Origin of the sequence: Chryseobacterium arthrosphaerae, assembly GCF_001684965.1 — a bacterium.
Lineage (GTDB): Bacteria > Bacteroidota > Bacteroidia > Flavobacteriales > Weeksellaceae > Chryseobacterium > Chryseobacterium arthrosphaerae.
Genome location: NZ_MAYG01000012.1, coordinates 195,495 through 221,198 on the forward strand (window position 1 = coordinate 195,495; position 25,704 = coordinate 221,198).

Genomic DNA, 25,704 nt, shown 5'->3' on the forward strand with positions numbered 1-25,704 from the left:
AATACATTAAAAAATAGAGCAATATAAAAAATGCCCCGGAAATTTTCCGGGGCATTCATTATTTCCTGATGGTAAGTTTAAAGCTCTTTACAGGAGTCTTGTCTGTTTTGCTCACAGAGATTAAATAATTCCCGTTGGCCAGTTGATCTGCTAATCTGAAGTGTTGCTCAGCAGTTTTAGAAATCGGGGAAGAATAGATCTGTCTTCCGGACATGTCGGTAATATTGATGATATGGGATTCTTTGCTTAAGACGGTTCCTTTTAAACTGAAATTACCGTCGCTGGGATTGTTATAAAGGACCAGATCCTTTGCGGGGGCTGTTTCAGATGTAGAAAGGGATGCGAGACTGAATTTGGCAATAAATCCGGTACGGCCAATGGTGGTTCCGGGTGGCGGTATGATGTTGGGCTGGTGAGAATTAGCGGTTGCAATATCATTCGGGTTACCTGATGATCCAAAAATATAGAATACATCAGAAGAATGAGAAAACTGACCTCCAATCTGGGAATCGGTAGCGGGATCAGAAGTGAAAGTCCCTCCATAATAAGAAGTAAATAAATGCGTTCCTGCCGTATTGAACATGGAAAAAAAGGCATCAGGATATCCCGGGTTGGGCTTTGTAGAAATAAAAGCTCCGGGAGTGGCTATATTTTCAGTTCCGGATGATGATCCGGTTATCAGAAGTTTATCATCTTTAAGGTCAAGAACCCTGTTCTCTCCATGCCATTCGGTGCCTTCAGACCCTACATAAGTGCCCCATATCCTGTATCCGTTGTCATTGAACTTTGCCAGAAAAAGATCAAAACCATCTGTTGTCTGCTGTTTATGAGCTCCGGGAGTTGCGTAATAGGATCCTGGAAGATAAAAGGTTTGTCCACCAATATAGACTCCTGAAGAGTTTGCTTTTATTTGCCAGATTCCGGCCCCGGTCAATACATTAGGAACTCCGTAATAAGTTCCCCATACTCTTTGGCCGGTATTGCCGTCAAACCTGGCAATGAAATGGCTTGATTTTACTTCCTGAAACGTTTCCGGGGTTGCCAGTGCGGTTACAGCATCATTCAGATCATTGCCACCTACGATAAAAAGATTGTCTTCATATAAATCCTGGGCAGTTATATAGAGAGAAGGAACATAAGTTCCCCATATTTTCTTTCCCTGGGCATTAAGTTTTACAATAAAAGAATTGGGTTTGAGCGCTCCGTTCTGGGAGACAACCTCAAAATCAGGGCGAAATGTTCCCGGATCTCCTAAGCCTTGCCATGAAGTGGTTCCTGTTATATAGATATTACCATTGCTGTCAACATCCAAATTATCAGAATAGATCGTTCCGGGAAGATAGGTTTCCCATATGAGATTATTATTTTCGTCATATTTGGCTAATACCCAGTCATTATCGGTCACACGGGTTGAAAGCCATACGCCTGGAGGAAGTACCGGAGAATTAAGAGGAGCAGGTCCCCCGATTTTATATTGATTACCAAACTGATCCCTGTAAACTAAATATCTTGTAATAGCTAAAGAACTGATGAGAGGATGGTATTGGGCTGAAAGAAGGTTTCCGGATTGAGAAAATTTTCCCAAAAGGGTACTGCCATTACTATTCATAGGATAGCTTCCGGCAGAAACAAACTGGCTGTAATAAGCAGAAAGGTCTCCTGTACCATAGGTAGCTTTTGAAGTATACCCGTCTATAAGAAGTGTCTGGTCTGAGGGGTTTTCATACACCCCATTAATTCGTGTTTCAAACCCTCCGAAATAGGTTGCCCAGCTTCTCTCATAGGGAAAAGTACTCTGGGAAAACAGCAGGGAAGGAAAAACTATCATGATTTTTCAATTTCATAGTAATTTGATGTTTTGGTTTAGTTTGTTTTCAAAAATAAGATTAATTCATATGTAAATAAATAAAAAGGTAAACTTAGATTATTAAAATTCTAATTTTAAAAGTATTAAAGGATTTCTAAATAAAAAACCACCGGAAGTATAACTCCCGGTGGTTTTATTATCATTAAACAATGTATGTATTATGATTGTGACTTTTCAGTTGTTTTTTTCGCTTTCTGCGTTTTTCCAACCAGTCCGTCTTTCGCTTCATTAAGGTCAAGAACTACAGTTTCACCTTCGTTCAGTTGTTTGTTTACCAGCATTTCTGCCAATAAATCCTCAATATACTTCTGTATCGCTCTCTTCAGTGGCCTTGCACCGAAGTCTTTATCCCATCCTTTTTCTGAAATAAAGTTTTTCGCATCTTCGGTTAATTCCACTTTATAGCCTAATTTTTCAAGTCTGCCATACAGTTTGTTCAGTTCAATATCAATGATTTTCTTGATATCATCCTGTACCAGTGAGTTGAAGATCACAATATCATCAATTCTGTTTAGGAATTCAGGCGCAAATGCTTTTTTAAGTGCATTTTCAATAGTGCTTCTTGCTCTGGAATCTGACGTTGTTTTTTTAGCTGAGGTACCAAATCCTACACCATCTCCGAAATCTTTAAGATCTCTGGTTCCGATATTGGACGTAAGGATGATAATCGTATTTCTGAAGTCGATTTTTCTACCTAAACTGTCTGTAACGTGTCCCTCATCAAGAATCTGTAACAGGATATTGAATACATCCGGGTGAGCTTTTTCAATCTCATCCAAAAGAACTACAGCATAAGGTTTTCTTCTTACCGCTTCTGTCAGCTGACCACCTTCTTCATATCCAACATATCCCGGAGGCGCACCTACCAATCTTGATACGGCGAATTTCTCCATATACTCACTCATGTCGATTCGGATAAGCGACTCATCAGATTCGAAAAGTTCTCTGGCCATTACTTTAGCCAACTCGGTTTTACCAACCCCTGTTGTACCAAGGAAGATAAATGTACCGATAGGACGGTTAGGATCCTTAAGACCGGCTCTGTTTCTCTGAATAGCTTTCACAACTTTCTTCACGGCATCTTCCTGGCCAATGACTTTTCCGTTGAGCTTTTCATCCATCTGAGCCAATTTATCAAGTTCGTTCTTACCAACTTTCGTTACAGGAACACCACTCATCATAGAAACCACTTCCGCTACATTTTCTTCGCTCACGGTTTCTTTTTTCTCTTTGACATCTTTATCCCATTTTTCCTGGGCAGCATTCAGTTCCATCTGAAGACGTTCCTCTTCATCCTTAAGTTTTCTTGCCTCAAGATAATCCTGAGCCTTTACCGCTTTTTGCTTCAATTCTTTGATCTCTTCGATTTTCTTTTCAAAATCTATGATCTCGGTAGGAACTTTCATGTTCTTGATATATACTCGCGAACCGGCCTCGTCCATCGCATCAATCGCTTTGTCCGGTAGGAAACGGTCTGTAATATATCTCGATGTCAGATTGACACACGCTGCAATGGCTTCCGGAGTATAAATTACATTGTGGTGCTCTTCATACTTGTCTTTGATCTGATTCAGGATCTGAATGGTTTCATCAATAGAAGTAGGTTCCACCATTACTTTCTGGAATCTTCTTTCCAAAGCACCGTCTTTCTCAATATACTGACGGTATTCATCCAGTGTGGTAGCCCCGATGCATTGAATTTCACCTCTTGCCAAAGCAGGTTTAAACATATTGGAGGCATCTAAACTTCCTGTAGAACTTCCTGCACCTACAATGGTGTGAAGCTCATCAATAAATAAGATGACATCTCTGTTCTTTTCCAGTTCGGTCATGATGGCCTTCATTCTTTCTTCAAACTGACCACGATACTTAGTTCCGGCAACTAAACTTGCAAGATCCAGAGTGATCACTCGTTTTCCATAAAGAACCCTGGACACCTTTTTCTGTTGAATTCTTAAAGCCAGCCCTTCTGCAATCGCAGATTTACCAACTCCCGGCTCCCCGATAAGAAGCGGGTTGTTTTTCTTTCTTCGGGATAAGATCTGAGAAACTCTCTCAATTTCTTTTTCACGACCGATCACCGGGTCCAGTTTTCCGTCTCTTGCCAAAGAAGTAAGGTCCCGTCCGAAGTTGTCCAGAGTTGGCGTTTTACTTTTTGCAGAACCTAAATTTCCTGTAGGCTTTCTCATTTGCTCAAATTCCTCTCTTTCATCATCATCGTCATAAGCACTCATCTGTGGTGACTGGCCGGAATTTTTAAGCATGGTCTGGTATTCTCTTGAAACTCCTTCATAGTCGATGTCGTAAGCTCCCAGAATATTTGAAGTAGGGTCCTCATATTTATATAGAATACCTAAAAGCAGGTGAACGGTATTAATCTCATTGCTTTTATATTGACGGCATTCTAACTCTGCACGCTTAATGGCATGATCTGCCATCTTCGTGAAAGAAATATTGGTAACCTCCTCAGAAATAGGATTTAGACTTGCTGTATTTAAAGTTTCAATTTTTCTTCTGATTTGTGTTAAATCCGCATTGAGGTTTTGAAGGATTTCTTTAGCAGAGTTTTCCGTTTTTATAATACCTAAAAGTAGATGTTCTGTATTAAGAAATTCACTTTTCAGCCTCTTAGCTTCGCTTTTGCTTTGTTTGAACACCTGGCTCAAACCTTGTGAAAACTTATAATCCATAATATATCTCATTAGAACAAAGGCAACATTACCTTTTATTCATTATCTAAATTACAAATATTTTACCAAAAATCAATTAATGACTTTATGTCACAAAAAATTTTATTATATTATTGAAAATGATTAAGTTTGTTATCCTTAAAAATTCCTCATGAATCCTGAAATTACTACTTATATCGGATATTCTGCCTCAGTTTTTATCGTGCTGAGTTTCATACTGAAAGATGTAAGAAAAATCAGAGTAGTCAATATGATAGGTTGTATCTGTTTTGTCATCTATGGCTTCTTTTTTAGTGAACCCTTGTGGCCGGTAATCATACCGAACGGACTGATTTGCTTTATTCAGGTGTATCATTTAATCGCAGGAAAGAAAGATTCATGAAGAAAAAAGTACTGGTTTCAGCCTTTAGCAGCCTGTATACAGATCAGAGAATAGAAAAAGTATGCAAGACCCTGTCTGATAACGGATATTCTATTGACCTGATAGGAAATGACTGGGGAGGGAACGAAAAAATGGAGCGTCCCTATCCGTTCTCAAGAATAGAGCTGAAGTCTAAAAGCCTGAAAACTGCATATTTTGAATTCAACTGGAAACTTTATAAGGTCCTGAAGAAAAAAGCAGACAAAGACACCATTCTTCTGGCCAATGATATTGACGCACTTCTGCCAAATTATCTCATTTCCAGAAAACTGAATATTCCGCTGGTCTTTGACAGTCATGAAATTTTTACAGAAATGCCCGCTATACAAAACCGGCTTTCACAGAAGTTCTGGAGAGTGGTGGAAGGAAACCTGGTACCCAGGATAGAATTTATGATGACGGAAAGTGAAAGCTATGCAGAATGGTTTCATGAAAAATATAAGGTAAACCCTGTTGTTGTAAGAAATATTCCTAGAAAAATTCATGATGTTCCCGTATTTCCGGACAATCATCCTAAAATTATTTTGTATCAGGGTGCCATTAATCAGTCCAGGGGAATTGAAAAAATGATTGTGGCCATGCATCATATTAAGAATGCTGTTCTTAAAATTGCAGGTGACGGGCCGAAGAAAAAAGATTTTGAAGAACTTGTTATAAAAGAAAACCTCCAGGATAAGGTTATTTTTCTTGGAAAGCTGAAACCTGAAAACCTTCGGGAAGTTACCAGAACAGCAGATGCTGGATTCAGTCTTGAGGAGAACAACGGAGTAAGCTATTATTATTCTCTTCCTAACAAGGTTTGTGATTATATCCAGTCCCGGGTGCCACTTGTGATGATTAATTTTCCTGAAATGCAGCGGATAAAAAAACAGTTCAATGTAGGAGAAATGGTGACCGATCATCAGCCTGAAACGATTGAAAAAGCAATTAATCTAATTCTGGAAAGAGGAAGACAATATTACCGCAGCGAACTTGATAAAGCTGCAGACGTCTTCTGCTGGGAGAATGAGGAAAGGAATATCCTGCAGCTTTTTGAAAAAGCATCCCACAGATAATTTTTACAAAATTGGTTATCTTTGCACAAAGAAATTTGATTAAAAATGACCATTAAGGAAAAACAGCAGGAAATAATCGACGAATTTGCATTTCTTGAAGATTGGGAGCAAAAGTATGAGTACATCATTGATCTTGGAAAAGAACTGAAAGGCTTACCGGAAGACAGGAAGACAGATGAAAATCTTATTAAAGGCTGCCAGAGTAAAGTCTGGATCGATGCTGAGTTTAAAGACGGCAAGCTTTTCTTTAATGCAGATTCAGACGGGATTTTACCGAAAGGAATTGTTTCCCTTTTAGTAAGCATCTACAGCGGACATTCCACTCAGGAAATCCTGGATTCTGATTTCGATTTTATTGCAGAAATCGGGTTACAGGAGTTTCTTTCGCCATCCAGAGCCAACGGACTGATGGCAATGACCAAGCAGATCAAGTTTTATGCAGTTGCCTACCAACTGAAATCATAGCCGTGACCAGAATTTTAGCATATCGTTTTTCCGCATTCGGAGATGTGGCGATGACAGTACCTGTTTTCAGAGAATTTCTGGAGCAGAATCCCGGCGTGGAAATTATCATGGTTTCCAGGAAAAACTTTGAAGCCCTGTTTGCAGGAATTCCCAATGTAAGATTCAAAGGGATTGACCTTGATGATTATAAAGGATTCTTCGGATTGAGGAGGCTGAGTAATGAGCTGATCAAAGAATTTAATCCGGATTGTATTGCCAATCTTCATGATGTGATCCGTACCAAGATATTAGACAAGATCTATGTAAGGAAAGGGTTTAAGGTCTTTAAAATAGACAAAGGAAAAGAGGAAAAGGAACATCTTACCGATGTATGGAACCTGGAGAAAGTACAGCTGAAAAAAACCGTAGAACGCTATGCTGATGTTTTCAGGGATATGGGGTTCAGGGTAGAGCTTTCCAACAGACTCAGACCGGCTTCAGAACATAAATCCGGGATTGGTTTTGCCCCTTTTGCCCAGCACAAAGGGAAAATGCTTCCGCTGGAAAAATCTTATGAGCTGGCAAGAATTCTGGCCAGAAACCATACCGTATACTTCTTTGGAGGCGGAAAAAAAGAGACCGAAACCCTTGCGCAATGGGAACAGCAGATCCCCAATACAAAAAATCTTTCAGGAAAACTGAATCTTACCGAAGAGCTCAATAAAATTGCAGAGCTGGAACTCATGATATCGATGGATTCTGCCAATATGCACCTTGCCAGTCTTATGGGAACACGATGTATTTCCATATGGGGAGCTACCCATCCTTATGCCGGATTTTTAGGATTTGGGCAAAGTGAAGATGATGTGGTGCAGGTAAAGGACCTTTCCTGCAGACCCTGCTCTGTTTTTGGTGATAAAGAATGCTACAGGGGCGATTGGGCATGCCTTGAAGAATTTGATATCCAGAAAGTGGTAGATAGGGTTAATAGTTAAAAATAACCGAAACGATTTCTTCAGCTTTGGCCTGGTCAGAGTACCTTTCTTCTAAAATTTTCTTTCTGTTTTCGGCAGCATCATAGTCTTTTTCCGCAGCAGCAATGATCTGTTGACGAATTTGATTCTTATCAGATCCATACAGACATAAGCTGATCAGCGCAGGATCATCGGTGATATTTTCATTAATGATAACGAAACGGCTGTTATAAAGCGTATTGAACAGTTTCACCTTAGTTCCTGAATTCTGGTAAGAAAGCAGAATGTTGGCATGAGCACCTTCCAGAAGGTGATGAAGGTTTTCTGTGGTCTGAATAGGAGAGAGGCTGATATTTCCGGCAGCATCAATTTTTCTTTTAATCTCATCACTGGCCCGGTCGGAAGCAACGATCAGCTGATATTGCGGAAGATTTTTAAAAATCTCAATAGTCTCATCCAGGGCTTTTTTGTTATCAGCGGTGGTAAGATCTCCGTGAAAAAGAAAATATTTTCCTTTTTTATCCAATTGTTTTACCCGTTGATTCCCGTGGAAAATGTGGATCAGCTTTGCATTTCCCGAATAGGTCTGTACTTCATTGTATTCCTTTTCAGAAAGGCAGAATACGGATTTAAACCGTTTTAAAAGCTTTTTCTGATAGCCGGTATATTTTAAAGATTCAATTCTGTAGATGATCTTTTTGAAGGCATTTTTTTCTGAGGAAGAAAGACCTTTGTAATATTCAGTTTCATTATTATGATAACGGAGATATAAGGGCTGTTGGCTGCTTTTCAGATGCTGAATTACTGCTGTTGTTTGCAACCCTTCAAATAATATAGGAGCAGGAATGTTTTCCAGATTTTTAAGAAGCTGTTCAGAATTTCTTATGGCTGCAGCGAAAGGGGTACCTGAAAAATAGAGCAGCGGATTCTTTTTCTTTTGATAAAAAAATACATTTTCCGTAATCTCTCTGATTTCCCTGTCAGTCACCTCAGGAATCCGGTCTGTAAAACAGTGGAGATGGATTTTTATTCCCTGTTCAGATAAAGCCTTGATCTTATAATACACATCAATGATCCCACCATAAGATGGCGGATAAGGATAATTGAATGATATGAGATGAAGTTCCTTCAATAAATGGTTAAATGGAATGAACGCAAAGGTAAATAATATAAAGGAAAGTACTTATGGGCCCATAATAAATAAAAAAAATCTCCCTTAAAAAAGAGAGATTTTTTGTGGGTCCTGAGGGATTCGAACCCCCGACCCTCTGGGTGTAAACCAGATGCTCTGAACCAACTGAGCTAAGAACCCGAATTTTTTTGAAAGGTTTCGTTTCCTTTTCTGTGGGTCCTGAGGGATTCGAACCCCCGACCCTCTGGGTGTAAACCAGATGCTCTGAACCAACTGAGCTAAGAACCCTCTAGACTTTGTTATTGTTTCCTCGTTTAGAGTGGTGCAAATATACAACTTATTCTTTAATCTCCAAATTTTTTTCTAAAAAATCTCCCACTACAAAGTTACTTCCGCCGATAAAAATCATTTCTTCATTTGTACATCGTTCTTTTGCAGACAGATACGCTTCCTGTACAGAATTAAAAATTTTATAAAAAATTTTCGCCTCCCGAAGCAGGTTTTCGTAATCTTCAGGATGTCTTCCCCTGTTGATGGATGGTTTGGCAAAATAGAACTCAGAATTTTCAGGAAGTAAAGCCATCACTTCATCTATTTTTTTATCATTCACAAACCCCAAAATCACATGCTTATGCCTGTCAATTGAATTTAATTGTGAAAAAACATACTCCAGACCTGCCTGATTGTGGCCCGTATCACAAATCGTAAGCGGATTTTTTGAAAACTCAAACCAGCGGCCGATGAATCCTGTATTCTGATGCACCTGCAATAATCCCTGCTCAAGATCCTTATCCGAGATCTTCACCTGTAATTTTCTTAACTCTTCCACGATTCCCAGAACGACACGGATGTTTTTCTGCTGATAATTTCCCTTGAGATCAGACGTAAGATTAGTATTGAGGATAGAGGCATCTGTAAAAGGAGCGTTTTCAAGAGAAGCTTTCTCTCTGATAATGTTTTTAACCGTTTCATTTTCATCGCCGGAAATGATCGGAATCCTATTTTTAATAATTCCGGCCTTCTCAAAAGCAATTTCTTCTATAGTATCTCCTAAAATATTCTGATGGTCTAACTGAACATTGGTAATCGCCGAAACAAGCGGCTTAATGATATTGGTAGAATCCAGTCTGCCGCCCAATCCCACTTCAATAATGGCAAAATCTACCTGCTGCTGATAAAAATATTCAAAAGCCATAATGGTAGTGAACTCAAAAAATGAAGGACGGATGTCTTCCGGTATATTTTTAAGCCTTTGAATAAAATCAAAGACAAATTCTTTGCTGCAGTTTTTCCCGTTGATTTTGATCCGTTCTGTAAAGTCGATGAGGTGGGGGGAGTTGTAAAGACCTACTTTATAGCCTGCTTCCTGAAGAACCGAAGCGAGCATATTGCTTGAAGAACCTTTTCCGTTGGTACCGCCGATATGGATGCATTGTATCTTGTCCTGAGGGTTTCCAAAGTAAGCACAAAGCTTCGTAATGTTATCCAGACCGGGTTTATATGCCTTTTGCCCATCTATCTGATAGTTCGGCATCTGTACGAAAAGCCAGTCGATCGCTTCCTGATATTGTTCATTTGTCATGGTGCAAAATTCCCAAAAGTTTTTTTAAAATAAAATATAATTTTTCAATCTGTAACTTTTTTATATTTAATTCGTCTAATATTGAAAAATCTTAATATGAAATCGTTGTGGTTTGTAAGCACAAATCTTTACGAAAATAAAGCGATTCTATATAACCAATAAAACAAATAAACATTTACATATGAAAAAAGTTTGGATCATCGTTTTTGGATTAAGTTATCTGGGGGTAAGTGCCCAGAAGAAATGGTCCTTAAAAGAATGTGTAAGCTATGCAGTGGAGCATAATCTTCAGGTTATCCAAAATCAATATACCAAACAGAGCCAGGAATATAATCTTAAAATGGCCAAAAAAGAATATCTTCCCTCTGTATCAGGTAATATGACCAATGGTGTAAGCTTCGGGCAGGCATCGTTAGGTACGGGGAGTATCCGTAATGACAGGTTTAATAATTCTGTGAGCATTATGGCCGATATGATGATCTACAATAACGGGAGAATCGAAAAGACTGTGAGAAAGGCCCAGTTTGATGTAGAAGCAAGCCAATATGATATTGAAACCATTAAAAATGATATCTCTCTACAGATCGCCCAGCAATATCTGACTGCGCTGCTGAACAAAGAGATTGTAAAAATTTCCCAGAGTGCGGTAGAAAATGCCAAAAAACAAGCTGACAGAGCTAAAATAACAACCCAGGTAGGAACAACTGCCCAAACGGTTCTTGCAGAAGCAGAAGCAGCTTTGGCCAGAGAAAAACAAAATCTTAAAACTGCAGAAGTAAATGTGGGCAGAGCATTATTTGCCATTGCTCAGCTTTTACAGCTTACTGATTATAAGGATTTTGATGTAGAAGACGTAAATGTTCCGGAAACACTTGACTCACAACTGACTACAGCGGATGAGGTGCTTAAAACGGCCTATGAGATACAGCCGCAGATCAAAGCTGCAGAAAGCAGAATAAGAGCCGCAGAAGCTCAGACTGAAGTTAATAAAACATCTTTCTGGCCGTCACTGAGTGCCAGTGCAGGACTTTCAACTTTCTATAATAACCTGTTGAATAACAGTAATCTGGGTGGACAGCAAAATTCTTTTTTCCAGCAATATGATGATAACTTCGGTCAAAATGTAGGTTTATCACTCAGAATTCCTATTTTTAATAAAGGAATTACAAAACTGCAGGTTGAGCAATCCAGACTGAATGAGAGTGTGGCTAAAAATACACTTGAACAACAGAAACAAACCGTAAGACAGAATGTACAGAAGGCACAGTTTGATGCTGATGCCAATTATGAAAATTACCTGGCAGCCGTAGAAGCAGAGAAAAGCTCCAAGCTGGCGCTTGACTTTGCAGACAAAAGCTACGCTGCAGGAAGAACGACGATTTATGACGTTAATGTAGCAAGAAATAATTATGCAAATGCACAGGGATCAGTAGCGCAGGCGAAATATAATTATCTTTTCAGCCTTAAACTGTTGAATTTCTATGCGGGAATTCCACTAAGTTTGTAAAATGTCTATCCAATCATTAGAAAAATACTTACCACAAAACACACTCAAATACTTAAGAATATGGTTCTCAGAATACTATATTCACATTAAAGTTACACGAAACAGAAATTCCAAGCTGGGAGATTACAGAAAGCTTCCGGATAATTCCCATGAGATTACAGTCAATTCCACATTGACTCCGCAGCTTTTTTTCTTTGTACTGACCCATGAGCTGGCACACCTGATTGCCTTTGAAAAATACGGACGGAGAATCTCTCCTCATGGCAATGAATGGAAAGAGACCTTCAGAAATATGCTTTTGGAAAGTCTTGAAGTATATGATGAAGACCTGAAGCCTATCATCATAAGATTTTCAAAATCCCCTAAGGCCAATTTTATGGCAAGCCCTGATCTGGTAAGGTATTTTCATACTGAAAAACAGGATGATAGTCTCCAGTTTATCGAGGAACTTCAGAAAGGGGAATTCTTTATATACCGCAACGAAAAGTATTTATTCGAAGGTCTGGTTAAAAAAAACTATCTTTGTCAGAACCTGGCTACCGGAAGGAAGTATTCTTTCAAGCCTTTGGCCAGGGTAGAAAAATGTAGCTAATAATGTTAAAATCAGATAGATACTGTGTTATAATGGCAGGAGGGATCGGAAGCCGGTTCTGGCCGATGAGTACGCAGAAATTTCCAAAACAGTTTCAGGATATTTTAGGAACCGGACGCACCATGATTCAGCAGACCTATGACCGGATCAGTAAGGTAATTCCTAAAGAGCACATATTCGTGATTACGAATAAAGAGTACGTCGCACTTTCCCATCAGCAGCTTCCTGAAGTTCCTGAAGAAAATATTGTGGGCGAGCCTCTTATGAAAAATACAGCAGCCTGTAACCTGTATATGGCCAACAAAATTGCTGAAATTAACCCGGATGCAACCATGATTGTACTTCCGGCAGATCACCTGATCCTAAAAGAGGATGTGTTTTTGGAAAAAGTGGAGCTTGCCTTTGACGTGGCTGCAAATCACGATTACCTGGTAACATTGGGCATTACCCCTACAAGACCTGATACCGGCTACGGATACATTCAGTTTGTGGAGAAAAAGGGATCGGAATATTTTAAAGTAAAAACATTTACGGAAAAACCTATCCTTGAAATTGCTCAAAGCTTTTTGGAAAGTGGGGATTTCCTTTGGAATGCAGGAATATTTGTATGGAATGTAAAAAGCATTCACCATGCCTTTGAGATGTATCTTCCTGAAATGATGCAGCATTTTATGGCTTGTGAATATAATTCCGAGAAGGAAAATAACTGCATAGAACTGATTTATCCTAAAGTTCAGAAAATTTCTATCGATAACGGGATATTGGAAAAGGCAAAAAATGTATACGTAATCCCTTCAGATTTAGGGTGGAGCGACCTTGGAACCTGGACCTCCGTTTATGAAAATACGGAAAAGGACGAAAACGGAAATGCTGTAAAGCTGAAACACTTACTGGCCTACAACTCGAAAGGAAATATTATTCGTTTAAAAAACAATAACAAGGCCGTGATCATCGACGGGCTTGATAATTATATCGTAGTAGATACAGACAAAGCTCTTCTGATCTGCCCGCGTGATAATGACCAGCTGATTAAGGATTATGTTCTTGATTTAAAGAATTTTAAAAAGGGCGATAAGTTTATGTAATATTTGGTATATTTTCTGCTGATTTTTAAGTTATGATAAAAGCCGCAACCCGATTTCTTATTTTTGTATGCTTACTTTCAGGTGTTTTGGGATATTCCCAGAACAAAAAGAAGTTTTCAAGTATTCCCAATATGCTGCAGCAGATTGATCCTGATGATAAAGTGGGCTCATGGGTATTGGTATACAGCAATTATGGAAAAGGAGAGGAGATCAAAACTTCAGGTAAGCTGGATTATGTTCCTCAGTTCTCAGGTTTTAACCTGTTTCCCAGTGAAGACAGTTTTTATTACATCGCCTATTCTGAAGGAGGTAAAACCGGTTATGTGCTGGATACGGAAGCATTAAAAAGGTTTGTAGGAAGAATAGATAATGCCCAGGAAGCGGCTATAGTGCTGGCCTCAGAGGGATATGTCGTAGATGAAGAGTTCAAAGATCTGGCAGGCAATTATCATGAGGATGCATCAAATTATTATCTTGATTTAGGAAAGGTGACCTCCAAGGAGTGTCCTTACCAAAAGACCCATTATACACTGACTGTGAATAAAGCAACCGGTTTAATTACCCAAAGGAAGGATAACGGAACCTATATTGAGCTTTATAATAAAAAATGTGCTAATAACCCGAGACTTTTAAAGATCGAAAAAAAGGAAGAACCCAAGAAAGATGAGCCTAAAAAAACATCCAAGCGCAGATAATACCTATGAGACCGAACGATTACTCCTTCGTCCGATGTCTCCCCGTGAAGACAGAGATTTTGTTTTTGAACTCTATAACAGACCAAAGTTTCTTCAATATATAGGCAATCGGAATGTGAATTCCATTGAAGATGCTGAAAACTATATCCTGAACAGGTTTGTTCCACAGATAGAAAAACTGGGATTCGGGAACTATCTTCTGGTGACCAAAGAAGGGAACAAAAAAATAGGCGCTGTAGGAATATTTCAGAGAGAAGGGCTTGAAATCCTGGATATCGGATATTCTTTACTGGAAGAATTTGAAGGGAAAGGGTATGCTTTTGAGGCCGCTCAAAAGGTGAAATCCATTGCACTGGATGATTTTGGATTATCAAAAATATCTGCGATCATTTCGAAAGACAATATTTCCTCCCAGAAGCTGATCGAGAAATTAGGATTAAAATTTCAGAAATTTGTTACACTTCCCGGTGAAAACGAAGAACTCAATTATTACGAAACAGAATAAATAATAAAATACCCACCAATAAATCGCCTGTATTGGTTTTATTGGTGGGTATCCTGATATCTGTACTTAAAAAAATTACCCTTCCAGAATTTGCTCAGCAGCCGTTTTAGACGTTACTTTTTCAATAACCCTGGTGCAAACCCCGTTTTCATCAAAAATAAAGGTCGTTCTTACAATTCCCATATAGGTCTTTCCAAACGTTTTTTTCTCCTGCCAAACCCCGAATTTTTCGATGATATCTCTGTTTTCATCAGCAATAAGATCATAAGGGAATGCAAATTTGCTGTGGAAATTTTTCTGTTTCTTTACGGTATCTCCGCTTATTCCCAATAGTTGAAATCCTGCTTTTTCAAGCTTTGAATAATTATCGCTCAGGTTGCAGGCTTCCACGGTACAGGTGGGTGTATTCGCTTGCGGATAGAAGAAAACGACCAGCTTTTTTCCGATTAATTTTGATGAGCTTACGGTTTCTCCGTCTTGATTGATTCCTTCAAATTCAGGTAATTTGTCTCCAACTTTCAGCATAATAATTTAATTTTGTTCAAATTTAAGGGTAAAATGACAAAAAAGCAAAGAGCCGAACTGGTTCAGAGAGAACTGGATAAATTATATCCTACAACGCCTATTCCGTTAGATCATACCGATCCGTATACCTTAATGGTTGCTGTAGCGCTTTCTGCACAGACCACAGATAAAAAGGTAAATCAGGTAACTCCTGACCTTTTTGCTGTAGCAGGAACTCCCCAAAGAATGGCAAAACTGGAGGAATTTGAAATCAAAGAACTGATCAAAGAAATAGGATTATCCAATACAAAGGCTAAAAACCTGAAAAAAATGGCCGAACTCTTACTTGAAAGGCATAATGGTGTTGTTCCCCAAACTTATGAAGAATTGGAAGCACTTCCGGGGGTAGGACACAAAACAGCTTCGGTGGTCATGAGTCAGGGATTCGGTTTTCCTGCTTTTCCGGTAGATACCCATATTCATCGTCTGATGACGCAATGGAAGCTCACTTCAGGGAAAAATGTAGTGGAAACAGAACGTGATGCCAAAAAGCTCTTCCCTGAAGAAGTCTGGAACAAACTTCACCTTCAGATCATTTTCTACGGAAGGGAGTATTCCCCAGCAAGGGGAAAAGGAGAGAAAGACTTCATCACCAAAATGATGTTTGAAAAATAGTACTTATATCTTAACGCTGCGATCGCAAAGATCTAATGTTTAAAACCGTTCACAAGGATATCTGGCTCAGAAATAACGTTCTTAGCTGAGTGAAACGCCGTTGAGAACTTAAAATAAATGCAAAGGGTTTTTGTGGCCGCTGCGTTAGATTAAGAGATGTAAAACTAAATATCAAGCAGCCTTCTGTGGTAATTAATCTGTCCCAAATGATAGTCCAGATGGGTAACCAGATGAATAAGGAAATAATCTGTCGTCATTTTATCTTCAAAGACAACAAGCGGATATTCCTTTTTGAGATCCTCATCAGATAATTGGGAAAGCGTTGAATCTATCATTGCTGCAGTGGCTTCAATTTTTTCGGTAAGCTCAGCCTGCGGTATATCTTTTAATGAAAATTCAAGCTCACGATGCCTTATATAGCCTGTATTTCCTAATTGTGCCCCAATAAAATGATTGAGGTTTCCTATTAAGTGAAGGCATAGATTTCCTGCGGAATTGGAAATGTTTTTATCAGTCTTCCAGATATTTTCTTCCTTTTGATAGGCTTCTATTTCCGTTTTTAATTTGTTGAGATCTCTCTTGTAAAGAGATTGTAAGCTTTCCGTGATCATATTGGTTTTATTGTATTATAGTTTTAAAGTATCCTTTGAAGTCTTTATGAACGAGGCTGTCGATTTCACATTGATAATTAATGAATCCGTAAATACTGTCGTTTTTTTGGAAATGAGACTGATTAAGAACCAGTTTTTGACGTAAAATATTAGTTTTTATAAATTTCACTTCATTGTTTAAAGCTTTGGGATTAATATCTTTAATCCGGAAATGATCACCAAACACCTGCACAAGAACTCCGTTTCCAAAATATCCGTTGTTGTTATTCAGCCAGATTTCTAATGTATCATTCTTATAAATGGCTTTACATTTATAATTATCAAAAGGGATGATCCGACGTGCATGATTGGCATCAGAAAAGCTGGCGGTCTGAATGATAAAAGCTGTTCTGGTTGGGCTTTCAATCACCTCACTGTTGAATAGTTTCAGCTCCGGATATTTTGAAAGAAGTTGGATCGTATCATTGGAAGACAGGTTTTTGTCAACAGTAAATTTGTCAAAATAAGCTTCCTTGCGACAACTGAAAGTGGTCAACAAAAGAATGATAAAAAATAAAAATAGTCTCATAAAATGAAACTATTTCTGTTTTTTTGCCCAAAGCTCCATCTTTCTGTTCAGAACATCCAGAGGAAGACATCCCTGGCTTAGAACTTCATCGTGGAAACTTGCCAGATTGAATTTGTTTCCAAGCTCTTTCTGATATTTTTCTCTCAGCTCACGGATCCTTAAAGATCCTATTTTGTAACCCAAAGCCTGACCGGGCATCGCCATATATCTTTCCACTTCAGCTACTGCCGATCCTTCATCATAAGAAATATTGCTTAGGAAATATTTAATAGCCTCTTCTCTTGACATTTTTCCGGTGTGAAGACCTGTGTCGATTACCAATCTTACCGCTCTCAGCATCTGATCACTCAGATATCCCATTTTCTGATAAGGATCTGTATATAACCCGAATTCAGGCCCCAGAGTTTCACAATAATGAGCCCATCCTTCACCATACGCCCCAAACCATCCGAATCTCATAAACTTCGGAAGCTTCGTATTTTCCTGTTGAAGAGAAACCTGATAGTGGTGACCCGGTATGGCCTCATGAAGGAAAAGAGACTCCATTCCTGATGTAACATTGAATTTCGTAGGATCAGGAAGCGGAACATAAAATATTCCCGGTCTTTTTCCATCCGGGGTTCCCGGCATATATTCGGCGCTGGCACTTGCTTCTCTGAACTTCTCCGTCTGTCTGATCTCAAACTTTGTTTTAGGAGTCACATTGAACATGGTTTTCAGCTTAGGGGTAATTTTGGTCAGGATACCATTGAATCCTGCCAGAACATCCTTAGCACTCTTATAGGTCATTGCCTTAGGATCTGTTTTCACATAAGTGATAAACTCTTCCAGGGTTCCGGAGAATCCTACCTGCTGTTTTACCTTTTCCATTTCTGCACGAAGCATCGCAACCTGCTGCTGACCGATCTTATTGATCTCATCAGGTGATTTCTTGGTGGTGGTCCAGCTTTTCACATAATAGCTGTAAATTTCATTCCCGTTAGGCAGGCTGTTGTAGCCATCCGTATCTCTGGCTTTGGGCAGGTATTCTTTTTCTAAAAAGGCACCCATTTTGGTATAAGCCGGAATGATTTTTTTTGTAATGGCATCTTTATAAAGTGCTGTAAATTTATCTTTCTGGGCCTGTGTGAAGTTTTTAGGAAAGTTTTTTACTGGTCCGTAAAAAATATTTTTTTCCATATCAGTGGTGGTGATCTCCTCGGCTTTCATTTGAGGGATCATTTTCACAACCAGCTTTTTAGGAAGAACCATTTTATTATTGATGCCTTCACGGAAGTTTTCTGTGGCTGCATTCATCCATTCCGGGAATTTTTCCATTCTTTTCAGCCAGTCGCTGTAATCCTTTTCTGTTTTAAAAGGCTGGTTTCCCTGTCCGCTTCCATACAGGGGAAAAGTCAGAGGAAGACCTCCGAACTGTGTAAAAGGAATATATTCCGGATGATAGGCATAAGCTTCAATTTTATCTTTTAAAGAATAATCCAATACATCATACACCACTTTATCTTCATCGGGAAGGCTTTTATAATCTACCTGTTCCAGCTGCTTCTGTACCGAACTGTAGAATGCAATTTCTCCGGAGATAAAATCTTTATCAATATTGATGGAAAGCTGGTCATTGTACCTTGTATCTCCCTGTGCTGTAGCATCTAAAGGGTAAAGCTTAAGGTACTGCTCATAATACCTGGATGCTATAGAATCCAGATTGCTTGGAGTGACTTTCGTGAGGGGTGAATCTGACTTTTTGCACGAAGCAAGCCCGATCATCAATCCTAATCCCAGGATACCTTTTGATAAAATATTTTTCATTGGCAGAAACTTTATGAAACAAAAGTAAGTATTATTGGGAGATTCCTGCCCATAGTCCCTGTTGATTTTAAAAAATAATTTTCAAAATCCTTTTCACATTAAATCAATTTTTTATCTTTGTCTAAAACGTTTAACAATCATATTATTACAGTTCTTTTTTAAGGAAAAATGAAAGGGATTTTAAAAATTTACCATCCGGACGAAACGCTAAAATACAATATCAGAAATACTTATTGTAAAGCAGTTTACAGCAACCAGCAACACTTTTTAGAGGTTGAAATTATCACGGATGACAGTTTGGATCACGTAGATGATGATTCATTACAGTACAACTTTCCGCAGCTGTCACTGGAAGTATTCGATTTTCCTATCGAATCTACGGAGATAGAGGGAAAAACTATCAAAATCAATGATTCTGACGAAGAAACCTATACAGAAGTAGATCTTTTTGATGATGAAGAAGCCTACATCTATGATAACGAGCTTCTTTTTGAGAAAAACGAAGAAGGTGAGCTTCAGGTCATCTGGAAGGGAACCATTGATGATTTCTACACAGGGTCAGATACTCCGCTTCCTTTTAGATTAAAATGCGAATTCAAACAGGATGATATAGAGGTAGACGAAGATTAATAAAGTCTCCCATCCTTTTTTTATACCCAATTTCTTTTCAAAATTTCTTTTGGAAAGAAATTTGTTGTTTAGTAAGATGATAACAAAATTTAAGTTGTTTTTAAGCAATTTTTAAGATATCAATTCATAATATTCCACTACATTTGTCGTTGAAACTTTAATAAAATTCACATTTAATGCTGTTAACGGAACTTTCTCAGATTTTATTTGCACAAATTGCCACACCTGCAGTTGCTACAGACAATTTAGAATTTTCATTTTGGAAGATCATGTTCCACGGAGGAGCTTTCGCTAAAATAGTGATGGTGACCGTATTGCTGTTGGGCGTATTTTCTTTATACCTGTTTTTTGAAAGATTTTTCTTCATCAAACGGCTGGCTTCCAAGACAGATTCCAACTTTATGAATAATATTGAAGATTTCATTAAAGCAGGAAAGATCGAGGCGGCAACAGATTACTGCAAGACGCAGAACTCTCCGGAAGGAAGAATTTTAGAAAAAGGGATCTCAAGACTGGGGCGTCCTGTTTCTGACATTGTAAGTGCAATGGAAGCTCAGGCTCAGGTAGAAGTCGCCAATATGGAGAAAAACCTGAACCTTCTGGCTGTAGTGCCAAGTATTGCACCGATGCTGGGGCTTTTAGGTACGGTAATCGGGATGATCATCGCTTTCTTCAACCTATCACATGCTACAGGATCATTCTCTCCGAAAACCCTTTCGGAAGGTATTTATACAGCTTTAGGACAGACAGCGGTAGGTCTGGCAGTTGCCATTCCGGCTAATTTCTGTTACAACATCCTTTTGACGAGGATTGATAAGTTTGTACTGAAGGCTCAGAATATGTCAGGAGAATTTTTAGACCTTATCAACAAACCTTTATAAATTCTTAAGATGAAAATTCAGAGAAGAAATAAAGCGAATCCGGAATTCAGTTTAGCAGCGATGACAGACGTTATCCTGTTGATGCTGATCTTCTTTATGATCACTTCTTCGGCGGCCAATCAGAGCGCCATTGATGTGAATCTGCCGAAAGCCGGAGCGGTTGACGACAATATACCCAATCCTTTGACAGTAAGTATCAAGCCGGATGGCTCATTCTTTGTAGATGATAATCCTGCCAATAAAGGAGAACTGGAACAGATCATTGTGGATAAATTAGCCAATCAGACCAATAAATCCTTCACAATCAGGGCCGACGAAAATACATTGCATAAAGATGTGGTTTTTGTCATGGAAATTGCTGAAAAACACAAGTTTAACATTGCCATTGCAACCGTTAAAGATAAATAATAGATCCGGATTTCCGGAAGAATCAGTATTGTAAAGATGAGAAGCTATACAGCAAACAGAAACGAAGAAAATAAAGACAGGATAAAAAGTGCTCTGCTTTCTATTCTGATCTGGGCTGCCATTCTGCTTTTTGTTTTTTTATATAAATTAAAACCTGAACTGGATAAGGATCCTGAAGTTGTGACTACCATGCTTGTCAATTTCGGGGACAACAGAAACGGAAAGGGAATTGAAGAACCTGCAGAACAGCCGGGAAGTCTGGCCGCTGCTACAGAAGAAGTTACTCCTGAACCGGCTGAAACACCTGTACCGGAAACAAAAACCGTAGTAAAACCTGAGCCTGCACCGGAACCGAAGAAAACAGAAGTGAAGGAAAAGGTCATCACAGGCAATAATTCAAAAAATACGGCTGCTAAAAAAGAGGAATCTAAAAAAGCAGAGAAAAAAGAAACAACCAGTACGAGCGCCTCAAAAAATACTAAAAAATCAGGTGCCGCCACCGCCAATGCAAAAACCGGAAATGGCGACGGAAAAGGAAATGCAGCCATTGGAAACCTGATCAGAGGAAGAGGAACCAAGGCCGGAAGCCAGGGAACAGGTGAAGGTATCGGAAATGCAGGAGATCCTTTAGGAGGAGACGGAAACGGAGACAGCAAAGTAGGAATCGACAGAAAACTGGTGGGATACATCCCGGGGACTATGGGCAGAGGAGGAGCACAGCCTTCACACAGCTGCAGTGCCAGCGGATCTATTACCATTGCCTACACGGTAGATAAAGCAGGAAATGTGGTTTCTGCCAGAAGAGCAGGAGGTATTTCAGATCCTTGTGTAGCCTCTACATCCGTTGCATGGGTGAAAAAATATGTAAAGGCGGAAAAAGCCAGTACATCATCTACAGGAACTTATAAGATCACATTCTAATTAATTTCGAAAAAGGTCAAAGTCCGGCAGTAAGCTGGAAGAAAGAGGGCAGGCGTTATTTATAAACACCTCTCGAAACAGCCTTGAACTCATATAAAAAAGCACTTTATTCAAGTGCTTTTTTTAATTCGTTGATTCTGTTGATCACCGGAAGTGCAAAAATTCCGCTGGTCTGAAGATACAGCTCATAGAACGTTTTTGCTTTATCCTGAAAATCTTTGTTCTGGCCTTCTCTGCTTTTAAAATAGAAAAGATTCCCAAGCATCTCATAATAATCTTTGCGGTCTCTTTCCTGTCTTTCATTGACAAGGGCAATCATTTCTTCTTTGGTCATGGAAGATACCTCCGTGAAATTCATTTTGAAAATATCTCTCATCAGCGTATCAAAATCCAGTTCTTTCTGCATTAAGCTTTCTTCAGGTTTGTCAAGGATCAGTTTTTCCAATGCCTGAGACAGCTGACGGATGAGTCTTAGGGTAAATTCTTTATCTGTAATCATAATGGGTAATTTTGTTGCTAGTTGCTAGTTGCTAGTTGCTAGTTGCTAGTTGCTAGTTGCTAGTTGCTAGTTGCTGGTGGTTGGGTTATGTACGCCAATTTAGCTGGACGTATTTTATAAAATTATTTATTTTTCCTCCTAAGAGTTTATATTCTTCCGATTTCTCTTTAAACTCTGAACTTAATTCGGGATAAAGTCTTGTGATTTTTGATAGATGACATACGGTTTCATCACAACTTGCCTGAGAATACGTCAGGAATCTGATAAAGTCTCCTCTGTAATTATTTCTTCCATAACCTTCCGCAATATTTGTGACAACAGAGTCTGCAGATCGTCTCAATTGGCTACCTAACTCATATAGTTCATACTTTGGCAGTTGGAGCGATAACTTATGGGTTTCAATAAACAGCTCAAAAGCAATATTATAAATATCAAGTTTTTCGTAGCTCATCAATCCATTTTTAATGGTAAAAACTAGCAATGATCTAACCTGTAACTTTTCATTATGCGAAAAATAAATATGCCAGAGCAATGGATGTAATAATCCCCACCAGATCGGCCAGAAGCATAGCAATTACCGTATATCTTGTATTCTTTACAGCTACGGCACCAAAGTATACCGCAATCACATAAAACGTCGTATCTGAGCTTCCCTGAAGTACGGCTGCCAGTTTACCCTGAAAGCTGTCTGCCCCGAAGGTTGCCATGGTATCCACCATCATTCCTCTGGCGCCGGAACCTGATAAAGGTTTGATCAGTGCTGTCGGAAGTCCGTCAACGAATCTTGGATCAAGGCTTGCGGCATTGGCTATCCATTTCATGCCGTCAATGATCACGTCAAAGACCCCGGAAGTTCTCAGCAGGGAAATAGCGATCAGCATTCCTACCAGGTAAGGAATAATCTTGACACAGGTAGTGAATCCTTCTTTTGCCCCTTCAATAAAGGCATCAAAAACGTTGATCTTTTTATAGACGGCTCCAAGTACAATAGCGAGGAAAATAAAGAGAATAAGACCGTTACTTAATACCTTACTGAAATCATCAAGTTCATCTTTGCTCAATTGCACCAGGTAGACTACCAATAATGCTATAATAGCTGAAATTCCGCCCACATAAGCAATCACTACGGGGCGAAGCAGGTTGATCTTCTGGTATAAAGACACAATAATCATTGCCGCCAGAGTAGCTGCAAAAGTAGCAATCATACATGGCAGGAAGATATCGGTAGGTGTTTTGGAACCCATCGAAGCCCTGATCGCAATAATCGATACGGGAATCAAAGTCATTCCTCCTGCATGAAGACACAGAAACATAATCTGCGAATTGCTGGCCGTATCTTTATTGGGGTTTAGGGTCTGTAAACTTTCCATAGCTTTTAAACCGAAGGGAGTGGCTGCATTATCCAGACCAAGGAGATTGGCACTGAAATTCATCAGCATATGCCCGAATGCCGGATGGTTTTTGGGAATATCAGGAAATAATTTTGAGAAAAAAGGCTGTATAAAACGGCTTAAAAGGTTGATTCCACCTGCTTTTTCTGCAATACTCATGAATCCCATAAACAGGGTCATGATCCCGATAAGTCCAAGACAGATCTTTACGGCTGTTTCTGAGGTTCCGATCACTCCATCGGCCTCCTGAACACGGTAAACCTGTACATTCTGCTTTAAAGAATCTGTTTTATAGTGAATTCTGCCCTCGGCAAAATCATTGTTTTTCATCAGGCTGTCCTTTACAACGGGAGACAGGGTATTCATGGGATGAGAGACAATCTTCACTGTATCACCCCCTTTTCCTACCACCATATCATTGAAAATGGTTTTGTAGTGGGTTGATGAGATGTATTTTATACTGGCAATGGTAATGGCAATGATAATGAAAGCCGACCAAATTCTGCTGAGAACCATCTGATTGATTTAATTGTTTAAACTTATCAAAAATACTTTAAACCACAAAAATAACTAAAGTCTTTTGTTATTCTGGTGCTAAAGAGAACTAATGATGGCTTCTAATCTTTTGTTAACGCAATGTACGCAAAGATTTTTAATGATGATGTTTGATTTTTTCGTTCGCAAAGGCGTTAGCACTAAGCAAAGAGAATTTAAGTTAGAGTACCTTGCTGAATGAAATGCCCTTGCGAACAAAAAATACACATTAAGTTTTTAGATTTTCCTTGCGCTCTCTGGCGTTTAAAACTAAAATGATTTACTCTTCCAGGTAAACAAGATGCCCTTCAAAATCATCATCCAGATTTTTCAGAACTTTAGCATCAGCCATTTTTTTGACTAATCCGTCTACAAAAAAGCTTTTTTCGAAGAACTGGCGGTGAATTCCGGGTAATAATTCCATAAAATAATCCATCCCGAACTGATTGTTGTGAAGATCCATTTTGGTCTCCAAAGGTTTGTTGGGAAACAGTTCTTCATGCATATCTGTCATTCTTTTGCAGAAATCCAATGCTTTTTTAGGGGAAGAAACTTTACAGCAGTACATCATGATGAAGCAGCACCACAAAGCGTGTCTGAAAGCGTTTCCTATACCGTTGTTGGATGCGGTTTCCGGAAATTTTGCCTGTGCTATGGTAAAAGCTTTTACTGTGGCGTGAAAGCTCAATAATGCGAAAAGAGGATGGGGGAGGATCAATGATAAAAGACGCATGATCTTTTTAAAACTCATACTCCGGATGGTATCGAAAAATATCTTAAAAGTCCTCATAAATAAAAATCTCTCCCTAATTAGAGAGAGACAGTATTGTTTTTGTTACAGATACTATGCTTTTACCGCTAATAAATTAACCGTTTTGGCAACAGTATCCTGAATTTCTGTTCTTTTTACGATGAAATCTACAAATCCTTTTTCCTGTAAGAATTCTGAGGTCTGGAAACCTTCCGGTAAATCTCTACCGATGGTCTCACGGATTACTCTTGGCCCTGCAAACCCGATAAGAGCTCCCGGTTCTGCCATGATGATATCAGCCGTCATAGCAAAAGAAGCTGTGATTCCACCGAATGTAGGGTCACAAAGGTAAGCGATGTATAAAAGACCCGCTTCTGAAAGCTGAGCCAATTTCGCCTGTACCTTAGCCAGCTGCATCAAAGAATAAGTAGCCTCCTGCATTCTTGCCCCTCCGGACTGACAGATGATCATATACGGAAGCTTGTGTGCGATACAGTAATCTATTGCTCTTCTGATCTTTTCACCCATTACGGAACCTAAAGATCCTCCGATGAAAGCAAAGTCCATACAGGAAACTACCATTTCGGTTCCTTTTACGGTTCCTACGGCATTTCTGATGGAATCCGTAAGCTTGGTTTTAGCTTTTACTTCCTTCAGACGGTCTTTGTAAGGCTTTGTATCTTTAAAGTTTAAGATATCAATACTTTCTACATTGGCATCCAGTTCGGTGAATTTACCGCCGTCAAAAAGGATGTCAAAAAATTCCGCACTTCCTATTCTTACATGAAATCCGTCTTCAGGAGAAACATAATTATTTCTCTTTAGTTCATCATGTTCCACAACTTTTCCTGATGGAGTCTGATGCCATAGGCCCTTGGGAACGTCCTTTTTTTCATCAGTAGAGGTGGTAATGTTTTTTGCTTTTCTTTTAAACCAGTCGAATGCCATTTTTAAATTGTATTAATGTATAAATGTA

General features: G+C 39.0%; 27 protein-coding genes and 2 tRNA genes. 14 read left to right on the forward strand and 15 right to left on the reverse strand.

The window, feature by feature from the left end:
- Positions 1-58: 58 nt before the first annotated feature.
- Together BBI00_RS16245 and BBI00_RS16250 are read right to left on the reverse strand one after the other, a co-directional pair.
- Positions 59-1,828, reverse strand: a complete 1,770-nt coding sequence (locus BBI00_RS16245) for a T9SS type A sorting domain-containing protein (RefSeq protein WP_065399925.1) — start codon at positions 1,826-1,828, stop codon at positions 59-61.
- Between the two features lie 197 nt (positions 1,829-2,025).
- Complete coding sequence (locus BBI00_RS16250; protein WP_065400403.1) at positions 2,026-4,557, reverse strand: ATP-dependent Clp protease ATP-binding subunit; 2,532 nt, start codon at positions 4,555-4,557, stop codon at positions 2,026-2,028.
- A 151-nt stretch (positions 4,558-4,708) separates the two neighbouring features.
- On the opposite strand from BBI00_RS16250, the gene BBI00_RS23590 reads away from it, so the two are divergent.
- The 4 genes from BBI00_RS23590 to BBI00_RS16270 are packed head-to-tail and all read left to right on the forward strand — an operon-like array spanning position 4,709 to position 7,472.
- Positions 4,709-4,939 (forward strand): uroporphyrinogen decarboxylase, encoded by a 231-nt coding sequence (locus BBI00_RS23590; RefSeq protein ID WP_065399926.1) that lies wholly within the window; start codon positions 4,709-4,711, stop codon positions 4,937-4,939.
- Entirely contained in the window at positions 4,936-6,033 is a 1,098-nt protein-coding gene (locus BBI00_RS16260; protein WP_065399927.1) for a glycosyltransferase, read from the forward strand. The genes BBI00_RS23590 and BBI00_RS16260 overlap by 4 nt, the downstream gene beginning before the upstream one ends.
- Positions 6,034-6,078: 45 nt before the next feature.
- The gene (locus tag BBI00_RS16265; protein WP_065399928.1) at positions 6,079-6,498 is read left to right on the forward strand and encodes a SufE family protein; all 420 of its coding nucleotides are present in this window, start codon (positions 6,079-6,081) and stop codon (positions 6,496-6,498) included.
- A gap of 2 nt (positions 6,499-6,500) precedes the next feature.
- A complete protein-coding gene (locus BBI00_RS16270; protein ID WP_228394785.1) occupies positions 6,501-7,472 on the forward strand; it encodes a glycosyltransferase family 9 protein in 972 nt (323 codons plus the stop codon).
- Here the strand turns inward: BBI00_RS16270 and BBI00_RS16275 are convergent.
- From BBI00_RS16275 to BBI00_RS16290, 4 genes are all read right to left on the reverse strand, one after another.
- Positions 7,462-8,583, reverse strand: coding sequence for a glycosyltransferase family protein (locus BBI00_RS16275; protein ID WP_065399929.1), 1,122 nt, complete (start codon positions 8,581-8,583; stop codon positions 7,462-7,464). The two genes, BBI00_RS16270 and BBI00_RS16275, sit on opposite strands and share 11 nt — an antisense overlap.
- A gap of 105 nt (positions 8,584-8,688) precedes the next feature.
- Positions 8,689-8,763 (reverse strand) — tRNA-Val (locus BBI00_RS16280).
- Between the two features lie 33 nt (positions 8,764-8,796).
- Positions 8,797-8,871, reverse strand: a tRNA-Val gene (locus tag BBI00_RS16285).
- Between the two features lie 49 nt (positions 8,872-8,920).
- Positions 8,921-10,165 carry a bifunctional folylpolyglutamate synthase/dihydrofolate synthase gene (locus BBI00_RS16290; protein WP_065399930.1) on the reverse strand — a complete coding sequence of 415 codons (1,245 nt, stop codon included), beginning with the start codon at positions 10,163-10,165 and terminating at the stop codon, positions 8,921-8,923.
- A gap of 181 nt (positions 10,166-10,346) precedes the next feature.
- Between BBI00_RS16290 and BBI00_RS16295 the strand changes: the two genes are divergently transcribed.
- The 5 genes from BBI00_RS16295 to BBI00_RS16315 are packed head-to-tail and all read left to right on the forward strand — an operon-like array spanning position 10,347 to position 14,549.
- Positions 10,347-11,672: a TolC family protein gene (locus BBI00_RS16295; RefSeq protein WP_065399931.1), complete on the forward strand. Its 1,326-nt coding sequence runs from the start codon at positions 10,347-10,349 to the stop codon at positions 11,670-11,672.
- A gap of 1 nt (position 11,673) precedes the next feature.
- Entirely contained in the window at positions 11,674-12,264 is a 591-nt protein-coding gene (locus BBI00_RS16300; protein WP_065399932.1) for a SprT-like domain-containing protein, read from the forward strand.
- Positions 12,265-12,266: 2 nt separating this feature from the next.
- A complete protein-coding gene (locus BBI00_RS16305; protein ID WP_228394786.1) occupies positions 12,267-13,349 on the forward strand; it encodes a mannose-1-phosphate guanylyltransferase in 1,083 nt (360 codons plus the stop codon).
- 32 nt (positions 13,350-13,381) lie between these two features.
- Positions 13,382-14,044 carry a hypothetical protein gene (locus tag BBI00_RS16310; protein WP_065399933.1) on the forward strand — a complete coding sequence of 221 codons (663 nt, stop codon included), beginning with the start codon at positions 13,382-13,384 and terminating at the stop codon, positions 14,042-14,044.
- Positions 14,013-14,549: a GNAT family N-acetyltransferase gene (locus BBI00_RS16315; RefSeq protein WP_065399934.1), complete on the forward strand. Its 537-nt coding sequence runs from the start codon at positions 14,013-14,015 to the stop codon at positions 14,547-14,549. Before BBI00_RS16310 ends, BBI00_RS16315 begins: the two co-directional genes overlap by 32 nt.
- A 75-nt stretch (positions 14,550-14,624) precedes the next feature.
- Here the strand turns inward: BBI00_RS16315 and bcp are convergent, their stop codons facing one another.
- A complete protein-coding gene (gene bcp / locus BBI00_RS16320; RefSeq protein WP_065399935.1) occupies positions 14,625-15,074 on the reverse strand; it encodes a thioredoxin-dependent thiol peroxidase in 450 nt (149 codons plus the stop codon).
- A 33-nt stretch (positions 15,075-15,107) separates the two neighbouring features.
- Here bcp and nth point away from each other — a divergent pair, with 33 nt between their 5' ends.
- Positions 15,108-15,728, forward strand: coding sequence for an endonuclease III (nth, locus tag BBI00_RS16325; RefSeq protein ID WP_065399936.1), 621 nt, complete (start codon positions 15,108-15,110; stop codon positions 15,726-15,728).
- A 164-nt stretch (positions 15,729-15,892) separates the two neighbouring features.
- Here the strand turns inward: nth and BBI00_RS16330 are convergent, their stop codons facing one another.
- Genes BBI00_RS16330 through BBI00_RS16340 form a run of 3 tightly spaced genes read right to left on the reverse strand, consistent with a single transcriptional unit; the run spans position 15,893 to position 18,713 of the window.
- Positions 15,893-16,339 carry a DinB family protein gene (locus BBI00_RS16330; protein ID WP_185116324.1) on the reverse strand — a complete coding sequence of 149 codons (447 nt, stop codon included), beginning with the start codon at positions 16,337-16,339 and terminating at the stop codon, positions 15,893-15,895.
- Positions 16,340-16,346: 7 nt separating this feature from the next.
- Positions 16,347-16,907 (reverse strand): hypothetical protein, encoded by a 561-nt coding sequence (locus tag BBI00_RS16335; RefSeq protein WP_123902309.1) that lies wholly within the window; start codon positions 16,905-16,907, stop codon positions 16,347-16,349.
- Positions 16,908-16,916: 9 nt separating this feature from the next.
- On the reverse strand, positions 16,917-18,713 hold the full coding sequence (locus tag BBI00_RS16340) for a DUF885 domain-containing protein (protein WP_065399938.1): 1,797 nt from the start codon (positions 18,711-18,713) through the stop codon (positions 16,917-16,919).
- A gap of 168 nt (positions 18,714-18,881) precedes the next feature.
- Between BBI00_RS16340 and BBI00_RS16345 the strand changes: the two genes are divergently transcribed.
- From BBI00_RS16345 to BBI00_RS16360, 4 genes are all read left to right on the forward strand, one after another.
- Positions 18,882-19,343, forward strand: a complete 462-nt coding sequence (locus tag BBI00_RS16345) for a hypothetical protein (RefSeq protein ID WP_065399939.1) — start codon at positions 18,882-18,884, stop codon at positions 19,341-19,343.
- Between the two features lie 176 nt (positions 19,344-19,519).
- On the forward strand, positions 19,520-20,224 hold the full coding sequence (locus BBI00_RS16350) for a MotA/TolQ/ExbB proton channel family protein (protein WP_027372097.1): 705 nt from the start codon (positions 19,520-19,522) through the stop codon (positions 20,222-20,224).
- A gap of 9 nt (positions 20,225-20,233) precedes the next feature.
- Positions 20,234-20,632, forward strand: a complete 399-nt coding sequence (locus BBI00_RS16355; RefSeq protein ID WP_065399940.1) for an ExbD/TolR family protein — start codon at positions 20,234-20,236, stop codon at positions 20,630-20,632.
- A 36-nt stretch (positions 20,633-20,668) separates the two neighbouring features.
- A complete protein-coding gene (locus tag BBI00_RS16360) occupies positions 20,669-21,553 on the forward strand; it encodes a ferric siderophore ABC transporter substrate-binding protein (RefSeq protein WP_065399941.1) in 885 nt (294 codons plus the stop codon).
- A gap of 106 nt (positions 21,554-21,659) precedes the next feature.
- Here BBI00_RS16360 and BBI00_RS16365 read toward each other — a convergent pair whose 3' ends face one another.
- The 5 genes from BBI00_RS16365 to accD form a co-directional block, all read right to left on the reverse strand.
- Complete coding sequence (locus BBI00_RS16365; protein ID WP_065399942.1) at positions 21,660-22,052, reverse strand: hypothetical protein; 393 nt, start codon at positions 22,050-22,052, stop codon at positions 21,660-21,662.
- 85 nt (positions 22,053-22,137) lie between these two features.
- The gene (locus BBI00_RS16370; RefSeq protein ID WP_083988554.1) at positions 22,138-22,503 is read right to left on the reverse strand and encodes a four helix bundle protein; all 366 of its coding nucleotides are present in this window, start codon (positions 22,501-22,503) and stop codon (positions 22,138-22,140) included.
- A 52-nt stretch (positions 22,504-22,555) separates the two neighbouring features.
- A complete protein-coding gene (locus tag BBI00_RS16375; protein ID WP_065399943.1) occupies positions 22,556-23,959 on the reverse strand; it encodes a nucleoside recognition domain-containing protein in 1,404 nt (467 codons plus the stop codon).
- A 298-nt stretch (positions 23,960-24,257) separates the two neighbouring features.
- Positions 24,258-24,767, reverse strand: a complete 510-nt coding sequence (locus BBI00_RS16380; RefSeq protein WP_065399944.1) for a DUF6973 domain-containing protein — start codon at positions 24,765-24,767, stop codon at positions 24,258-24,260.
- Positions 24,768-24,821: 54 nt separating this feature from the next.
- Positions 24,822-25,676 carry an acetyl-CoA carboxylase, carboxyltransferase subunit beta gene (gene accD / locus BBI00_RS16385; RefSeq protein WP_047426596.1) on the reverse strand — a complete coding sequence of 285 codons (855 nt, stop codon included), beginning with the start codon at positions 25,674-25,676 and terminating at the stop codon, positions 24,822-24,824.
- Positions 25,677-25,704: the final 28 nt, after the last annotated feature.

Bases quoted from the DNA above. Each gene is read 5' to 3' on its own strand.
- BBI00_RS16245 (WP_065399925.1), bottom strand. From the start codon at position 1,828: ATGATAGTTTTTCCTTCCCTGCTGTTTTCCCAGAGTACTTTTCCCTAT.
- BBI00_RS16250 (WP_065400403.1), bottom strand. From the start codon at position 4,557: ATGGATTATAAGTTTTCACAAGGTTTGAGCCAGGTGTTCAAACAAAGC.
- BBI00_RS23590 (WP_065399926.1), top strand. From the start codon at position 4,709: ATGAATCCTGAAATTACTACTTATATCGGATATTCTGCCTCAGTTTTT.
- BBI00_RS16260 (WP_065399927.1), top strand. From the start codon at position 4,936: ATGAAGAAAAAAGTACTGGTTTCAGCCTTTAGCAGCCTGTATACAGAT.
- BBI00_RS16265 (WP_065399928.1), top strand. From the start codon at position 6,079: ATGACCATTAAGGAAAAACAGCAGGAAATAATCGACGAATTTGCATTT.
- BBI00_RS16290 (WP_065399930.1), bottom strand. From the start codon at position 10,165: ATGACAAATGAACAATATCAGGAAGCGATCGACTGGCTTTTCGTACAG.
- BBI00_RS16295 (WP_065399931.1), top strand. From the start codon at position 10,347: ATGAAAAAAGTTTGGATCATCGTTTTTGGATTAAGTTATCTGGGGGTA.
- BBI00_RS16300 (WP_065399932.1), top strand. From the start codon at position 11,674: ATGTCTATCCAATCATTAGAAAAATACTTACCACAAAACACACTCAAA.
- BBI00_RS16305 (WP_228394786.1), top strand. From the start codon at position 12,267: ATGTTAAAATCAGATAGATACTGTGTTATAATGGCAGGAGGGATCGGA.
- BBI00_RS16310 (WP_065399933.1), top strand. From the start codon at position 13,382: ATGATAAAAGCCGCAACCCGATTTCTTATTTTTGTATGCTTACTTTCA.
- BBI00_RS16315 (WP_065399934.1), top strand. From the start codon at position 14,013: ATGAGCCTAAAAAAACATCCAAGCGCAGATAATACCTATGAGACCGAA.
- bcp (WP_065399935.1), bottom strand. From the start codon at position 15,074: ATGCTGAAAGTTGGAGACAAATTACCTGAATTTGAAGGAATCAATCAA.
- nth (WP_065399936.1), top strand. From the start codon at position 15,108: ATGACAAAAAAGCAAAGAGCCGAACTGGTTCAGAGAGAACTGGATAAA.
- BBI00_RS16330 (WP_185116324.1), bottom strand. From the start codon at position 16,339: ATGATCACGGAAAGCTTACAATCTCTTTACAAGAGAGATCTCAACAAA.
- BBI00_RS16335 (WP_123902309.1), bottom strand. From the start codon at position 16,907: ATGAGACTATTTTTATTTTTTATCATTCTTTTGTTGACCACTTTCAGT.
- BBI00_RS16340 (WP_065399938.1), bottom strand. From the start codon at position 18,713: ATGAAAAATATTTTATCAAAAGGTATCCTGGGATTAGGATTGATGATC.
- BBI00_RS16345 (WP_065399939.1), top strand. From the start codon at position 18,882: ATGAAAGGGATTTTAAAAATTTACCATCCGGACGAAACGCTAAAATAC.
- BBI00_RS16350 (WP_027372097.1), top strand. From the start codon at position 19,520: ATGCTGTTAACGGAACTTTCTCAGATTTTATTTGCACAAATTGCCACA.
- BBI00_RS16355 (WP_065399940.1), top strand. From the start codon at position 20,234: ATGAAAATTCAGAGAAGAAATAAAGCGAATCCGGAATTCAGTTTAGCA.
- BBI00_RS16360 (WP_065399941.1), top strand. From the start codon at position 20,669: ATGAGAAGCTATACAGCAAACAGAAACGAAGAAAATAAAGACAGGATA.
- BBI00_RS16365 (WP_065399942.1), bottom strand. From the start codon at position 22,052: ATGATTACAGATAAAGAATTTACCCTAAGACTCATCCGTCAGCTGTCT.
- BBI00_RS16370 (WP_083988554.1), bottom strand. From the start codon at position 22,503: ATGAGCTACGAAAAACTTGATATTTATAATATTGCTTTTGAGCTGTTT.
- BBI00_RS16375 (WP_065399943.1), bottom strand. From the start codon at position 23,959: ATGGTTCTCAGCAGAATTTGGTCGGCTTTCATTATCATTGCCATTACC.
- BBI00_RS16380 (WP_065399944.1), bottom strand. From the start codon at position 24,767: ATGAGGACTTTTAAGATATTTTTCGATACCATCCGGAGTATGAGTTTT.
- accD (WP_047426596.1), bottom strand. From the start codon at position 25,676: ATGGCATTCGACTGGTTTAAAAGAAAAGCAAAAAACATTACCACCTCT.